The 14,278-nt window shown below is 71.8% G+C and carries 18 protein-coding genes; 12 read left to right on the top strand and 6 right to left on the bottom strand.

The genetic code is table 11. From position 1 onward, the window contains the following. Window positions 1-116 precede the first annotated feature (116 nt). Entirely contained in the window at window positions 117-722 is a 606-nt protein-coding gene (locus tag ACIHEJ_RS05870) for a MarR family winged helix-turn-helix transcriptional regulator (RefSeq protein WP_400132860.1), read from the top strand. Between the two features lie 40 nt (window positions 723-762). Here the strand turns inward: ACIHEJ_RS05870 and ACIHEJ_RS05865 are convergent, their stop codons facing one another. Further along, window positions 763-1,527, bottom strand: a complete 765-nt coding sequence (locus ACIHEJ_RS05865) for a VOC family protein (protein WP_400132391.1) — start codon at window positions 1,525-1,527, stop codon at window positions 763-765. A 154-nt stretch (window positions 1,528-1,681) separates the two neighbouring features. On the opposite strand from ACIHEJ_RS05865, the gene ACIHEJ_RS05860 reads away from it, so the two are divergent. Beyond that, complete coding sequence (locus ACIHEJ_RS05860; RefSeq protein ID WP_400132390.1) at window positions 1,682-1,885, top strand: hypothetical protein; 204 nt, start codon at window positions 1,682-1,684, stop codon at window positions 1,883-1,885. Between the two features lie 38 nt (window positions 1,886-1,923). After that, the gene (locus ACIHEJ_RS05855) at window positions 1,924-2,172 is read left to right on the top strand and encodes a class I SAM-dependent methyltransferase (RefSeq protein ID WP_400132389.1); all 249 of its coding nucleotides are present in this window, start codon (window positions 1,924-1,926) and stop codon (window positions 2,170-2,172) included. On the opposite strand, the gene ACIHEJ_RS05850 is transcribed toward ACIHEJ_RS05855, so the two are convergent. After that, the gene (locus ACIHEJ_RS05850; RefSeq protein ID WP_400132388.1) at window positions 2,169-2,561 is read right to left on the bottom strand and encodes a VOC family protein; all 393 of its coding nucleotides are present in this window, start codon (window positions 2,559-2,561) and stop codon (window positions 2,169-2,171) included. The genes ACIHEJ_RS05855 and ACIHEJ_RS05850 overlap by 4 nt on opposite strands. A gap of 71 nt (window positions 2,562-2,632) precedes the next feature. Here ACIHEJ_RS05850 and ACIHEJ_RS05845 point away from each other — a divergent pair, with 71 nt between their 5' ends. Further along, window positions 2,633-3,172 carry a GNAT family N-acetyltransferase gene (locus ACIHEJ_RS05845; RefSeq protein ID WP_400132387.1) on the top strand — a complete coding sequence of 180 codons (540 nt, stop codon included), beginning with the start codon at window positions 2,633-2,635 and terminating at the stop codon, window positions 3,170-3,172. 17 nt (window positions 3,173-3,189) lie between these two features. On the opposite strand, the gene ACIHEJ_RS05840 is transcribed toward ACIHEJ_RS05845, so the two are convergent. Beyond that, window positions 3,190-3,873 (bottom strand): glycerophosphodiester phosphodiesterase, encoded by a 684-nt coding sequence (locus ACIHEJ_RS05840; RefSeq protein WP_400132386.1) that lies wholly within the window; start codon window positions 3,871-3,873, stop codon window positions 3,190-3,192. A 393-nt stretch (window positions 3,874-4,266) separates the two neighbouring features. On the opposite strand from ACIHEJ_RS05840, the gene ACIHEJ_RS05835 reads away from it, so the two are divergent. From ACIHEJ_RS05835 to ACIHEJ_RS05810, 6 genes are all read left to right on the top strand, one after another. Further along, entirely contained in the window at window positions 4,267-5,664 is a 1,398-nt protein-coding gene (locus ACIHEJ_RS05835) for a DUF6421 family protein (protein ID WP_400132385.1), read from the top strand. Between the two features lie 38 nt (window positions 5,665-5,702). Beyond that, window positions 5,703-6,458 carry an SDR family NAD(P)-dependent oxidoreductase gene (locus tag ACIHEJ_RS05830; protein WP_400132384.1) on the top strand — a complete coding sequence of 252 codons (756 nt, stop codon included), beginning with the start codon at window positions 5,703-5,705 and terminating at the stop codon, window positions 6,456-6,458. After that, complete coding sequence (locus ACIHEJ_RS05825) at window positions 6,455-7,525, top strand: threonine aldolase family protein (protein WP_400132383.1); 1,071 nt, start codon at window positions 6,455-6,457, stop codon at window positions 7,523-7,525. Before ACIHEJ_RS05830 ends, ACIHEJ_RS05825 begins: the two co-directional genes overlap by 4 nt. Window positions 7,526-7,626: 101 nt before the next feature. Further along, window positions 7,627-8,217: a transglutaminase domain-containing protein gene (locus ACIHEJ_RS05820; protein ID WP_400132382.1), complete on the top strand. Its 591-nt coding sequence runs from the start codon at window positions 7,627-7,629 to the stop codon at window positions 8,215-8,217. Window positions 8,218-8,227: 10 nt separating this feature from the next. After that, on the top strand, window positions 8,228-8,938 hold the full coding sequence (locus ACIHEJ_RS05815) for a B3/4 domain-containing protein (RefSeq protein ID WP_400132381.1): 711 nt from the start codon (window positions 8,228-8,230) through the stop codon (window positions 8,936-8,938). 34 nt (window positions 8,939-8,972) lie between these two features. Then, window positions 8,973-10,451: a hypothetical protein gene (locus tag ACIHEJ_RS05810; protein WP_400132380.1), complete on the top strand. Its 1,479-nt coding sequence runs from the start codon at window positions 8,973-8,975 to the stop codon at window positions 10,449-10,451. Window positions 10,452-10,514: 63 nt separating this feature from the next. On the opposite strand, the gene ACIHEJ_RS05805 is transcribed toward ACIHEJ_RS05810, so the two are convergent. From ACIHEJ_RS05805 to ACIHEJ_RS05795, 3 genes are all read right to left on the bottom strand, one after another. Then, the gene (locus tag ACIHEJ_RS05805; RefSeq protein WP_400132379.1) at window positions 10,515-11,495 is read right to left on the bottom strand and encodes a hypothetical protein; all 981 of its coding nucleotides are present in this window, start codon (window positions 11,493-11,495) and stop codon (window positions 10,515-10,517) included. Between the two features lie 187 nt (window positions 11,496-11,682). Then, window positions 11,683-12,411 carry a lysophospholipid acyltransferase family protein gene (locus ACIHEJ_RS05800; RefSeq protein ID WP_400132378.1) on the bottom strand — a complete coding sequence of 243 codons (729 nt, stop codon included), beginning with the start codon at window positions 12,409-12,411 and terminating at the stop codon, window positions 11,683-11,685. A gap of 189 nt (window positions 12,412-12,600) precedes the next feature. Then, window positions 12,601-13,017 carry a DUF4395 domain-containing protein gene (locus ACIHEJ_RS05795; protein ID WP_400132377.1) on the bottom strand — a complete coding sequence of 139 codons (417 nt, stop codon included), beginning with the start codon at window positions 13,015-13,017 and terminating at the stop codon, window positions 12,601-12,603. A 75-nt stretch (window positions 13,018-13,092) separates the two neighbouring features. Between ACIHEJ_RS05795 and ACIHEJ_RS05790 the strand changes: the two genes are divergently transcribed. Both ACIHEJ_RS05790 and ACIHEJ_RS05785 read left to right on the top strand, forming a co-directional pair. Then, complete coding sequence (locus tag ACIHEJ_RS05790; RefSeq protein ID WP_400132859.1) at window positions 13,093-13,506, top strand: TlpA family protein disulfide reductase; 414 nt, start codon at window positions 13,093-13,095, stop codon at window positions 13,504-13,506. Between the two features lie 208 nt (window positions 13,507-13,714). Further along, window positions 13,715-14,224: a flavin reductase family protein gene (locus ACIHEJ_RS05785; protein ID WP_400132376.1), complete on the top strand. Its 510-nt coding sequence runs from the start codon at window positions 13,715-13,717 to the stop codon at window positions 14,222-14,224. Window positions 14,225-14,278 lie beyond the last annotated feature (54 nt).

Here is a 14,278-nt window from a genome sequence, read left to right as displayed (position 1 = left end):
ACGAACCCGGCGCCCGCCCGAAGGCCGGTTACGGGGTGCCCGACGCCGGCCGCGTCCCGGAAGACGGTGCCGACGAGTCCGGCGCGGTTCCGCAGGGCGGCGGCCCCGTCGGTGGAGTGCCCGAGGCGGGTCCGGAGCGGGGAAACAGCGCCGACGGGCCCGGCTCGCGACGGCGTCACCCCCTCCCGGCGGACCCCGCCGAGGCCGACCGGGGCGACACCGTCGCCGCGGTCGTCCGTCAGTGGCAGGCCGTGCATCCGGAACTGGACACCGGGCCCATGGAGGTCATCGGGCGGATCAACCGCTGCGCCGCCCTGCTCCAGCAGGCCGAGGACGCCCCCCTGCGGCGCGCCGGACTCAGCCGCGCCGAGTTCGACCTGCTCGGCGCGCTGCGCCGCACCGGCCACCCGCTGACCCCGGGGGAACTGGTCCGGGAGACCTTCTCCTCCGGAGCCGCCGTCACCAAGCGGCTCAAGCAGCTGACCGAACGCGGTCTGGTCGAGCGGCGCGGCGACACCCGCGACCGCAGGGTCGCCCACGTCCACCTCACCGACTCGGGCCGTGACCTGGTCGACGGCATCCTCCCCGAGCAGCTCTCCTACGAGACCGCCGTGCTGTCGGTCCTCGCCCCCGAAGGACAGGGCGACCTCGCCGGGCTCCTCGCCGAGCTGCTGAGCCGCCTGGAGGGGCGCATGGGGGCGCTGCGGAACCAGGGGCGCTAGCGCACCGCGCTCACCGAGGTGGGCGCGCCACCAGACGTCCTCAGCCCTCCTCGCCGGCCCGGTGCACCCCGAAGGCCGCTCCCTGCGGATCCCGCAGCAGCGCGATGCGCGGGCCGTCCGGTACCGACACGGGAGCCAGGACGACGGCGCCGCCCGCCCGCGCCGCGGCCTCCGCCGTCGCGTCCACGTCGTCCACCGCGAAGTACGGCAGCCAGTGCGGCGGCACCTCGGGCGGGAACCGTTCGCCCATGTCGGCCATGCCGCCGAAGTCCGCCCCGTCGATGCCCCACTGCGTGTACGACTCCGAGGCGCTGACGCTCCAGCCGAACACCGTGGTGTAGAAGTCCAGGGCGCGCTCGGTGTCCCGGGTGGCCAGCTCCACCCAGCCCAGCGTGCCGGGTGCGTTGAGCAGCCCGGCGCCCGCGAAGGACCGCGCCTGCCACAGCTGGAACACCGCACCCGTCGGGTCCATGGCCACCGCGAACCGGCCCATGTCGAACACGTCCATCGGACCGAGGATCACCGTGCCGCCGGCCTCCTCCACCTGCCGTGCCGCCGCGTCCGCGTCCGGCACCGCGAAGGACACGTTCCACGCGACCGGCTGCGACTCCTGGTACAGCGGGGTGAGCGCGGCCACCGCCGCGTCCCCCAGGTGGGCCACCGTGTATCCGCCCGCTTCCTGCCGCGGATCGGTCTGCGGCAGCCATCCGAACAGCTCGGTGTAGAACCGCTTGGCGGCGTCCAGGTCGTTGGTTCCCAGCTCGGTCCAGCAGGGTCCGCCGGTCACCGGCTCGTCGAACTTCATGGCGGTTCCTTCCGGCCGGGCGGGCAGGCCTGTCGCACGAGGCGTGATCTCCTCACCGCACGCTAGCCGCCGCCCCGGAGCGCGGCCATCGGAGCGGCCCGGCCGCGTGGAAAACGCTTGCTGTCCCGCCGCGGGCTCCGCCAGGGTCTGCGGCGTGGACACCGAGGACGCCACGGCACCCGTGCTCGCCGAGGAGATCGCCGCGTACGACGGCCGGGACGAGGAGGACGGCCGGCTGCGCCCGGGCGCCGGGCGGCTGGAGTTCCGGCGCACCCGGGACGTGCTGCGCAGACTCCTGCCGCCGGCACCGGCGAGGATCCTCGACGTGGGCGGCGGCAGCGGCGTCCACGCGCAGTGACTCGCCGCCGACGGCGACCGGGTGAACTGCTCGACCCGGTGCCCCTGTACGTCGACCGGGCGGCCCGGCCGCCCGGCGTGACCGCACGCCACGGCGACGCCCGCGCGCTCGACGTGCCGGACATGTCCGTGGACGTCGTCCTGCTTTCCGGCCCGCTGTACCACCTGCTCGAGCGCCCGGACCGGGGTGCGCCGCCCTCGCCGAGGCACGCCGAGCGGTGCCCCCGGAGGTCTCCTCTTGATCAACTACCGACGCGAGTCACCAACCTTCAGGCCGAGTACACCTAGATTCCCGGCCGGTGGCGCAGGGGATGGTCCGCCGGGATCTCCACCAGCACGATCGGGACGCCGTCGGGGTCGGCGATCCACATCTCGATCAGGCCCCAGGGCTCCCGCAGAGGCGGCCGGACGATCTCGACGCCCTTCGCCCGCAGCTCCTCGCACGCGGCCGTCGCGTCCGCGACCTGCAGCCACAGTCGCATCGCGTCCGAGGGCGGGGTGTCGGACCGTCCGGAGACCTCGAGGAAACCGCCGCCGAGGAAGTAGACCGTCCCGCGCTCGGGGCCCGTACCGAACTCCCGGTAGACGGACAGGCCCAGTTGCTCGCCGTAGAAGGCGCGGGAGCGTTCGGGGTCGGTGGGCCGCAGGAGTGTCCGGCCGCTGAGTACGTGCACCATGCAGGCGCAGCCTAGTGGCAGGGTTACCCTCGTCCCTGGCTCAGCCACGCCCGAGATCGAAAGGCCACCTCATGGACACCGCCGCCACCGGACTCTCCTTCCGTGACGCCACCGACGCCGACGTCGACGCCCTGGTCGCCCTGGTCGAGTCGGCGTACCGCGGGGACGCCAGCCGGGCCGGGTGGACCACCGAGGCGGACATCCTGGAGGGACAGCGGACCGACCCCGAGGGCGTGCTCCAGGTGATCAAGTCGCCCGACAGCCGGCTGCTGACGGTCGAGCAGGGCGGCCGGATCGTCGCCTGCTGCCAGCTGGAACACCGCGGTGACCACGCCTACTTCGGCATGTTCGCGGTCAGCCCCACCCTGCAGGGCGCCGGCCTCGGCAGGACCGTCATCGCGGAGGCGGAGCGCCGGGCCCTGGAGGCCTGGGGCGTCAGCGAGATGCACATGACGGTGATCTCCGTGCGCAACGACCTGATCGCCTGGTACGAGCGCCGCGGCTACCGCCGTACGGGACGGATGACGCCGTTCCCGTACGGCGACGAGCGCTTCGGCATCCCGCAGCGCGACGACCTTCAGTTCGAGCTGCTGGTCAAGAAGCTCGCCTGAGCGGTCCGGCCCGACCGTTACGCCGTGAACCGGCCCGTGCGCTTGATCTCCGGGAAGTCGGTGGTCGCGCCGTCCAGCCCGAGCGCGCGGACCAGCCGCAGATGGTCCTGGGTGTTGACCACCCAGCCGATGATCCGCAGGTCCTTCCCGCGCGCGTGCTCGACGACCTCCAGCGTGAGCCGGCGGATGTTGAGACAGAGGGTCGCGGCGCCCACGGCGACGGCACGCTCGACGACGTCGGTGCCGTAGCGGCTCGCGATCAGCGCCGTCCGCACGCCCGGCACCAGCCGGGCGATCTCGGAGATCGCCTCGTCGTGGAACGAGGACACCTCCACGCGAGCGACCAGGTCCCGCGCGTGCATCACCTCGGCCAGCGCCCGCGCCGCCGCCACATCCTTGATCTCGGCCTGCAGGGGCGCGTCCACCGCGTCCAGGACCTCCTCGAAGACCGGTACGCGCTCCCCGCGGCCCGCGTCGAGGGCGCGCAGCTCGGAGAGGGTCTTGTCGGCGATCGGCCCGGAGCCGTCGGTCGTGCGGTCCACCTCGGCGTCGTGCATGACGACCAGGGCGCCGTCCTTGCTCAGGTGCAGATCGAGTTCGATCAGATCGAGGCCGGCCTGCTGTGCGGCGGCGAAGGAACGAAGGGTGTTCTCGGGCTCGACACCCATGACCCCGCGGTGACCGATGGTAAGGAAGTTCAAGGTTCGACTCGCTTCCGTCGACGGCGGCTCGGCGCACGCGGAACGGACGGACGCCGTCGTCCACGCGGGCAGGGTGGCAGCCTAATCGCCGGGCGGCGCGAAGGAGCCGTACGTGCGCGTGCGATCGGGGCACATCAGGGGGCGCGAGCTGGCCGGAAACCGCCCCGGCCGTCACCCGGCCGTGGGCGAGTCCCGCGATCTTTGACCGGCCGGACACCACCGCCGCCCTTTCCTCGGCCTCTCGACGGAAAGTGAGCGCCGTCACGGTTTGGCGCAGGAAAAATGTCGGTGACCAAGGTTGCGAGCAGAAAAATTTCCCGAGCTGCCTCTTGATGGCTGAACCGGGTATGCATACGGTGTCCTTACGCGAGCTTCTCCCGTGGAGGATGGGACATGACGGAAATTCTTGTGCAGGCGGGTGCGGAGGAGCAGGTTCCTTCGCAGACCAGGGTCGTGGAGCATCAGGCCTGGCCCGTGCTCAAGGATGCCGTGGAGCAGATCCGGCCATGGCAGTCGAAGGACGGGTCGATCGACTTCGACGCCGAGGGCGCGCCCCGGCGGGCCGATGCCCAGGCGGCCGTACGCCGTGTCGTCGAGGCGGTCGAGCAGCTCTCCCCGCTGCTCCCGCACGACGCCGCCTACCACGAGGCCCTCGTGAAGGACCTGCGCCGCTGGGCCGAGGGGGGCTTCGAGGTGCCGGACTTCCTGGACTCCCTGCTGGCCTTCCAGCCCGCCGCGAACCGTGAGGACGGCCTGCAGCACCTGGTCGTCTTCCCGATGTACACGCAGAACGGCAACCTGGACCGCAACCTGGAGGCGGTCGTGCTGCGCATGGTCTGGCCGGAGTGGCTGGCCGAGCTGGAGCGCACCCGCTACGACAACCCGCTGTTCTGCGGCATCACCTTCGAGGACTTCACCTCGGGTTACGACACCAACTCCGCGGTGCTCTTTCCCGAGACGATCGCCGTCCGTGAGGCGCCGGAACGTTTCTCTTGGGGTGGCATCTTCTGCGACCGCGAGGCTGCCCGCTTCCGCCGGGTCACCGACGCGGCCGTCGACATCCTCGGCCTTCAGCTGCCCGAGGACATCGCCGCGATGGTCCACGACCAGAAGCGCTGCGAGGAGGCCTTCGTGCTGTGGGACATGGTCCACGACCGCACCCACAGCCACGGCGACCTGCCGTTCGACCCGTTCATGATCAAGCAGCGCCAGCCGTTCTGGATGTACGGCCTGGAGGAGCTGCGCTGCGACCTCACCGCCTTCAAGGAGGCCGTGAAGCTCGAGGTGGACGGCGTCCCGCAGGCCCGTGACGTGCAGTACGCCGTGCTCTTCGACCGCATGTTCCGCTTCCCGGTCACCGGCGACCGCAACCGCAACTACGACGGCCTCGGCGGCCAGCTGCTCTTCGCCTACCTGCACAAGCACGACGTCGTCCGCTGGACCGACAACCAGCTCTCCATCGACTGGGAGCGCGCCCCGCAGGTCACCAACCAGCTGTGCGCCGAGATCGAGAAGCTGTACAAGGACGGCATCGACCGCCCGAAGCTGGTGCACTGGTTCGCCGGTTACGAGCTGGTCTCCACCTACCTCGCCCCGCACCCCGGCTCCAAGTGGGCCAAGGGTCCCGACGCCCTGGACCTGACCCAGCCGCCGCGCAAGCTCGTCGACGACGTGCTTCCGGACGAGTTTCCGCTGAGCATGTTCTACGAGGCGCTGTCCAAGAAGCTGAAGAATGTGATCGCCTCCACCAAGGGCATCACGGCGGACAGCGCCGAGCGGGTCGCCGCGTGAGCGACCGCGTCCAGGACACTGCTTCAGAGGGGAAGAACATGGGGAACGGGGCGAACGGGCCTCTCAGCGGTGCGGTGATCGCGGTGGCCGGCGCGGGTGGACCCGCCGGCCGCGCGGCCCTGCTGCGCCTGGCCGAGGCCGGGGCGACCGTCGTAGGGGCGGACAACGACCCGCAGCGGCTTTCCGAGGCCGTGGACGCGGCCCGGTACGCGTCCGGTGGCGCCACCGTCACCGGCGACACGGTGGACCTGCTGGACCTGCAGTCCACCCGGGACTGGGCCGCGCACATCGAGGAGGACTTCGGCCGGGTCGACGGCCTGGTCCACCTGGTCGGCGGCTGGCGGGGCAGCGAGACCTTCACCAAGACCAGTCTCGACGACTGGGACTTCCTGGAGCTGCTGCTGGTCAAGACCGTGCAGCACACCTCCCTGGCGTTCCACGAGGCGCTGCAGCGCAGTGACCGGGGCCGGTACGTCCTGATCAGCGCGGCCGGCGCCTCGAAGCCGACCGCCGGCAACGCGGCGTACTCCGCGGCCAAGGCCGCTGCCGAGGCGTGGACGCTCGCCATGGCCGACTTCTTCCGCAAGGCCGGGGGTGCCGAGGGGCCGACGTCCGCGGCTACGATCCTGGTGGTGAAGGCGCTGGTGCACGACGCGATGCGCGCCGAGCGCCCCAACGCGAAGTTCGCGGGCTTCACCGACGTCTCGGACCTGGCCGAGGCCATCGAGGGCGTCTGGAGCAAGTCCGCCGCCGAAGTGAACGGAAACCGTCTGTGGCTGACCGAGAAGCCGTGAACCCTCCCAAGACCGACGCGCGTCGCCACCATGACCCGGAGGTCCGCGGTTTCGCCAGTGACAACTACGCCGGGGCGCATCCGGAGGTGATGGCCGCCCTGGCCCTGGCCAACGGCGGCCATCAGGTGGCCTACGGCGGGGACGACTACACCGAGAACCTCCAGCGGATCATCCGCAGCCACTTCGGGTCCACCGCGGAGGCCTTCCCGGTCTTCAACGGCACCGGCGCGAACGTCGTCGCGCTCCAGGCGGTCACCGATCGCTGGGGCGCGGTGATCTGTGCCGAGAGCGCGCACATCAACGTCGACGAGGGCGGCGCCCCCGAGCGCATGGGCGGTCTGAAGCTGCTCACCGTGCCCACACCGGACGGCAAGCTCACGCCCGAGCTGATCGACCGGCAGGCCTGGGGCTGGGAGGACGAGCACCGCGCCATGCCGCAGGTCGTGTCGATCACCCAGAGCACCGAGCTGGGCACTCTGTACACGCCCGAGGAGATCCGCGCGATCTGCGAGCACGCCCATGCGCACGGCATGCGGGTGCACCTGGACGGCTCCCGGATGGCCAACGCCGCCGCCTCCCTGAACATGCCCATGCGGGCGTTCACCAACGCGGTCGGCGTCGACATCCTCTCGCTCGGCGGGACGAAGAACGGCGCCCTGTTCGGCGAGGCCGTGGTGGTCCTCAACCAGGACGCGGTGCGGCGGATGAAGCACCTGCGGAAGCTGTCGATGCAGCTCGCCTCCAAGATGCGCTTCGTGTCGGTGCAGCTGGAGGCGCTGCTGGCGAAGGACCTGTGGCTGCGCAACGCCCGGCACGCCAACGAGATGGCCCAGCGGCTCGCCGAGGGTGTCCGTGCGGTGCACGGCGTGGAGATCCTCTACCCGGTGCAGGCGAACGGCGTCTTCGCCAGGCTTCCGCACGACGTGAGCGAGCGGCTGCAGAAGCGGTTCCGGTTCTACTTCTGGGACGAGGCCGCCGGGGTGGTGCGCTGGATGTGCTCCTTCGACACCACCGAGGACGACGTCGACGCCTTCGTCGCGGCCCTCAAGGAGGAGATGGCGCGCTAGCGCACCGGCTCCGGAGCGTATCGACCCTCAAAGTGCATAGATATGCGGTCACCTGAAAAGTCATTGACTGTCGGGTGATCGCATTCCTATGCTCTGCGCTCATGGAGCTGATCCAGAACACTGCCGACCTGTCCGCCTACCTGGCCGCAGACGAGGTCATCGACCATCACCGTCCCGTGGTCCGGGAGGTGGCCGCGCGGTTGGCCGAGAGGGCGGGCGACTCGTATGAATATGCGCGGGCCGCCTATGAATTCGTGCGGGACACCATCCGGCACTCCCGGGACTCCGGCGACCTTCGCGTCACCTGGCGCGCCTCGGACGTGCTGCGTCTGGGCACCGGCATCTGCTACGCCAAGGCTCATGCCCTCGCCGCGCTGCTGCGCGCGGAGGACATCCCGACCGCCCTCTGCTACCAGCGCCTGACCGACGACGCGGGCGGTCACGCCGTCCACGGCCTGATCGCCGTACGGTTCAACGGCGCCTGGCACCGGCAGGACCCGCGCGGCAACAAGCCGGGCGTCGACGCGCAGTTCTCCCTCGACGGTGAACGGCTGGCCTGGATCCCCGACCCGGCGTCCAATGAGATGGACTATCCAGTCCTGTACGCTGAACCCCATCCGGTCGTCCTGCGTGCCCTGAAGTCGGCCCCGGACCGGCCGTACCTGTGCAAGGCGCTCCCCGACGCACTCTGAGGCGAGACTGATGACCTTCACGCTCACCGTGTCCGACGAGGTCCGTGCGCTCGCGCCCGGCTTCACACACGTCGCGATCGAGGCGTACGACCTCGTCAACGGGCCGAGCACCGAGGCGAGTTCGGCCCTGCTGGACGACGCCACCCGCCGCCTCGCCACGCGCCTGGCCGGCCGGGCGCCGCACGAGGACCCGCACATGGCGGCCTGGCGGGAGACGTACACCGCGTTCGGCGCCAAGCCGTCGCGCACCCGCAACTCGGCCGAGGCGCTGGCCAAGCGGGCCCTGTCCGACGCCGGGCTGCCCCGGATCAACCTGCTCGTGGACCTCTACAACGCCGTCAGCGTCGCCCACCTGGTGCCGGTCGGCGGCGAGGACCTCGACCGGATCCAGGGCGGGATGCGGCTGGTGCGCGCCACGGGCGAGGAGGACTTCGTCACCGTCGCGGGTGGCGCGGAGGTCGTCGAACACCCCGAGGCGGGCGAGGTGGTGTGGTGCGACGACGCCGGTGTGACCTGCCGCCGCTGGAACTGGCGCCAGGGCCCGCGCACCCGCCTCACCGAGGAGACGGTCTCCGGTGTCTTCCTGCTGGAGACCCTCGCGCCGATGCCGGTCGCCGAGGCGGAGACCGCGGGCGCCGAACTCGCTGAACTGGTGCAGAAGTTCAGCCCCGGAGCACGCATCGAGGTCTGTTCGCCGGTCTCCGCCCGCACCCCCGCCTGACACCGGTCCCGTCGCACTCGCTAATCTCCCGGCCATGAGCAACGGGGGAGCAGCGGAAGAAGACACGACGACCGGGACCGGGCAGGACGCGGCCCGGGCGCGCAGGGAGGACGCCGCTCACCGGAACCGCGCCGCCGGAGAGCCCACCGGCCAGGAACAGCAGGAGGGTGCCGGTGACCGGGAGGACGGAGCTGCCGGGGAGCAGGAGGCGTCCTCCGGTCCTGTACCGGAAGGGTCCCTTGAGGCGCAGGGTGGGAATTCCGCCGGGCGGGCACGGCTGGAAGTCGCCGGTGACCGGGAAGGCGGGACCGGCGCGGAGCAGGAGGCGTCCTCCGGTGCCGTACCGGGAGAGTCCCTCACGGCGCAGGGCGGGGCGGCCGGTGGGCGGTTCGCTCGGGTGCGGCGGCGCCCGGTGCTCGCCTGCACCGTCGCGGTGGCCCTCGTGGCGGGTGCCGTCGCCGTGCCGCTCGCGCTCGGCGCGGGGGACGGCTCCTGCACGGAACTCCCCGCCGCCACCCGCGCGTCGGCCGGGCGCCCGGCAGCGGCGACCCGCGCCCTCGACCCCCGGGACGACATGTCGCGCTTCGACGCCGTACGCGCGCTCCTGCCGTCCGGCGCCCTGTGCGGCGACGGCGCCCGGGTGCTCGGCCGGGTGGTGGACGCCGCCACCGGTGTCACCGAACCCGGCGCACCGCACACCCTGGCCCAGGCGCGCGTGGTCTATGCCGTCACCGCGGCCTACCACGAGGCCGACGTGCCGCCCGGTGCGGCGCCGGGCCTGGCCCGCATGCTCGCCGGCTACGTCCCCGACGCCACCCTCCTCACCATGGACTCCCCCGATGCCGCCACCCCGGCGGCCTCCGGCTCGGACGCCGCCCCCGACCAGGCGGGCTGGTCCCGCTTCGGCCCCTTTCTCGCCCCCGGCGAGGCGCACCCCGACTTCGCCTTCGACTACACGGGCACGGTGACGGCCGACACCGGAGCGCTCTTCCGTGAACTGGCGACCGACCCGGAGGCGTTCGCGATCCTCTACGACGCCGAACGGGCCTATCTCGCCCACTACCTGGAGCGGCTCACCCGTCTCGGCACCGACCCGGACTACCACCCCGAGAAGGAACCGGGGGAGAAGGACTCGCCGCCCACCCTCGGCGTGGACAACGACCTCGAGGACATCGCCCGCCGCATCGGCACCCTCATGTACGCCCGGACGCAGGGAGCCCGCGCCGGTGACATCGCCGACCTCGACTCCTTCGACACGACCGTGCGCCGCCACACCCGGGGCGCCTACCGCGCCGCGCCCCGGCAGCAGGCCGGTCGGCCGCCGACGGGCAGTATCGCCGGCAGGCCGGTGAGCGGGCCCGTGCAGGGCGAACTCACGGACGGCCGCCGACAGATGGCCCTGACGCTGGACGCCTGGTCCGAGGCCCGGAACGTGCCGACCGGGCGGGCGTCGGCCATCCGGCAGATCCTCGACGACGCGTACCTGCAGGCGTTCCGGTACGGGCCGCTCTGACGGTCCGCACGGTCCGGTGCGGCCGCCGTACCGGACCCGCGGCGCCCCACCGCGGTCAGCCCGTCAGGCGCGCAACCCCGAGCAGCCGCGCCGTTCCACCTGGTCCTCGGCGAAGGCCTTCAGCAGCCTGCGCTGCTCCGCCGTGCCGACACCCGGGATCCCCTTCGACGCGCTCACCGCGAAGTTGGCGGCCTCGCCGTCACAGCGGGCGCTCGCCGTCAGTGCACGGCGCCCGCCGCTGTCGGAGGAGAAGACCAAGCGGTTGCTCCAGTCGCCGTACCAGGCGGCGAACCGCATGCTCCGTCCCGCCCGTCCCCCCGTGGCCAGGTCACAACGCCCGGCCGGCGCCGCGTCGTTCATCAGCGGCTCCACCTGCCACGTGGCCGCCTCGGGAATCCGCGCGCGAGCCACCCAGCCGCACGCGGTGCGGCCCGCCTCGGTGACCGGGAACGCCCGCTCGCCCTTGCCGGGTTCCGTAGGCGCGGCGCCACCCTTCGGCACCGTCAGTGGCTTCGCACCGCATCCCAGGTGCCGCGAGGCGGAGTTGACCAGCGGGACGACCGTCTCGTAGACGGCGTGGCCGGTGCGGGCCGTTGCCATACCGGGGGTGGCGGTCACCAGCATCCGGCGTGGCCGGCCCTCGGCGTCCTTGCCCAGGTCGGGGCAGCGCAGCAGGAACCGGAGGTCGCCCGTCTCGTCGACGAACCCGGGCAGGCCTCGCGGCAACGGACGCAGGTAGGGGAAGCCTTCTTGGGGAAAGACGTACAGGAAGTCGGCGTCCTGATCGTCCCGCTGGGTGTAGGCGGTCATCCGCACCACCAGCGTGCTGTCGCCCTGGCCCTCGAAGCGCAGAGTGCATCCGTAGTCCCCCAGCCGGGGGTGCGCCGATGTGTCGGCCTCCGTGAAGTGGCCGCCACCGGAGGCGAGTTCACGCACCGGGCCGGACGGCAGTGCGCCGTCACAGGCGGTGTGCAGCAGCCACCGGTCCTTCACATAGGGCGCGCAGATCCACCCGGCCAGAGCCAGCACGGCCGCGGCCGCCAACGTAACTTTCCACCAGCGCCGCAAAGTCGAGCCCCCGTACAGCGTTCGGCACACGAGAGCCGCGCGGCTCTCCGTCACGACCGCGAACCCTATCGGCCGGGTCGACGCGTCACGATCCCGGGTGGAGGGCTTCCGGCGCATCGCGGCCGGAGCGCGGGACGCCGGTCGGCCGCCCTGCGGGGCTGCCTCAGTGCACTTCGGCCGTGCGCAGTTGCTCCACCGTCGGTGCCGTACCACCGAGGTGCGCGGGGAGCCACCAGGAGTCCTCCGCGCCCTTGGGGCGGCCCGGGTAGGCGCGCTGGGCGGCGTCGAGGACTTCCTGGACGCGCTCGCGCAGCCGTCGGGTGATGGCGCCGGCGTACTGGTCGCGGGGTGCCTCCACCGGCTCGCCGACCCGGATCGTGACCGGCAGGTGGCTGCGCTTGAAGTTACGGGGGTGGCCCTTGGTCCACAGCCGCTGGGTGCCCCACACCGCCATCGGGACCAGCGGGACGCCGGCCTCCTGGGCGAGGCGCGCCGCGCCCGACTTGAAGCTCTTCAGGGTGAACGACTGGGAGATCGTGGCCTCCGGGAACACCCCGATGACCTCGCCGGAGCGCAGCGAGTCCAGCGCGTGCGCGTAGGCCGCCTCGCCCTGCGTGCGGTCCACCGGGATGTGCTTCATGCCGCGCATCAGCGGCCCGGAGACCCGGTGCCGGAAGACGGACTCCTTCGCCATGAAGCGCACCAGGCGCTTCTGCGGCAGGGCCGCCAGGCCGTTGAAGATGAAGTCCAGGTAACTGATGTGGTTGCTCACCAGCACGGCGCCGCCCGAGCGCGGGATGTTCTCCGACCCCTGGCAGTCGATCTTCAGATCCCAGACCTTGAACAACGTCTTGGCGAAACCGATGACGGGACGGTAGACCAGCTCTGCCATGGGCGGGGTGGACCCTTTCTGCTCTGCTCGGGAAAGGGGGGGCTCCCGGCGGGAAAGTTACGCAGCCGTAGGTTTACGGCGTCTCGCAGATCGTGCCCGAAGAACGGACGGGTAGCCAGTCCTGGTGCCCCGCGGCGGCGAGATCCTCGTCACTTCTGCCGGCACCCGCCTCGCCTCGTCGATCCCTCTTCACTCCGCCCGTACCGTGGCCCTCTTCAGGAGCAGGAACGTCTCGCATCCGAGGCAGTACCCGAACGCCGCGTTCAGGAAGGCGGCGGCGAGCGCGGCGCCGGTCGCGGCCAGGCCCAGCCACTGGGGTCCCACCGTGAACCCGACCAGACCCAGTCCCGCGAAGAGCAGCCCCACCGCCTGCGCGAACCGTGGCGGCTCCGGCGGTTCGAACTCCTTCGGCGGCACGAGCCGCGGCCGTACCGCCGTGCGGAACGCCCAGCCGTACGGCGAACGCTGCACGCCCGCGGCGGCGCCGAGCGCGAACGCCAGCGTCTGCCACCCCAGTAGCCAGGCGTTCTGCGTGATCAAGGACACGGCCAGGACGGCCGTCGTCATGGCCGCCGCGAAGCGCGGCCCTCGTGCATCGATGTCCATGAATCAAGCATTCCGCAAGGGAAACTCTTCCGGGAGCGGGGAATCTTTGCAGTCTCGTGAATGCTTGTGCGGATGATGGCCGGACTGATGGTGTGCGTGGCGGTGCTCGCGGCGGCGAGCATCCACGGTGTGCTGCACAAGCGGCGGAACGGGAGAGTGCGGGTGCGCGGGCGCGACGACGGCAAGCGGCTCGGAGCGGCCGAACTGGGCGGTGAACTCGGCGAGCGGGCCACCCTCGTGCAGTTCTCCAGCGCGTTCTGCGCGCCCTGCCGGGCCACCCGGCGCGTCCTCGGCGAGGTCGCCGGCATGGTCCCCGGCGTGACCCACGTCGAGATCGACGCCGAGGCCCACCTGGACCTCGTACGCGAGTTGCAGATCCTCAAGACACCCACCGTGCTGGTCCTGGACGGTGACGGCCGGGTGGTGCGGCGCGCCACCGGACAGCCCCGCAAGGCCGACGTCATCGCGGCTCTGGGGGAAGCGGTGTGAGGGGGTTTCAGGACGTCGTGGGAGGCCTCCCGAATCCCGGATCGTACTTGACTGTGCGCACCACCTATCGTCAGCCTGACCGTATGCCGACCGAGATCCTTCTCCACGGGCGGGTGCACATCGACCTCGCCCGCACCGCGAGCGCCCGCTGTCCGGGCCGTTGAGCAGCCACGGACCCGCTCGCCCCCTCCCACAGAAGGACACCTCGATGACGGCCACGCCCGACCTCGGCACCTACCAGCTCGCCTCTCCCGATCTGCTGCGCTCCACCTTCCGCCGGCACGCCGCCGGTGTCGCGGTGATCACAGCGCGCGGGGCCGCCGGCCCGGTCGGCTTCACCGCCACCTCCCTCACCTCCGTCTCCGCCGAGCCCCCGCTCGTCTCCTTCGGCATCGGCATCGGCGCCTCCAGCTGGCCGGCGATAGCCGAGACGGACCATGTCGGCATCCACGTCCTCGGCGAGCACCAGGGTGAGCTGGCCGCGACCTTCGCCCGCAGCGGCGCCGACCGCTTCGGCGCGCCCACCGCCTGGCGGGAGGGTCCGGAGGGGGTGCCCGTGCTCGACGACGTGCTCGCCTGGCTCGTGTGCCGCGTCGTCGGGCGCGTCCCGGCCGGCGATCACCGGATCGTGCTCGCCGAAGTCGTCCTCGGCGACCCCTCCGGCTCCGGCCGGCCGCTCCTCTACCACCAGGGCCGCTTCAACGGCCTGCGGGATTGATCACGCGCCCGCTCTCCTGCGAAGCCGTCGAGTTCCGGTTACGCTGCGTTGCGA

Source organism: Streptomyces sp. NPDC052301, from assembly GCF_044593395.1.
Lineage (GTDB): Bacteria > Actinomycetota > Actinomycetes > Streptomycetales > Streptomycetaceae > Streptomyces.
The sequence above is the reverse complement of the archived record's forward strand: the minus strand, read 5'-3'. Positions and strand labels throughout refer to the sequence as shown.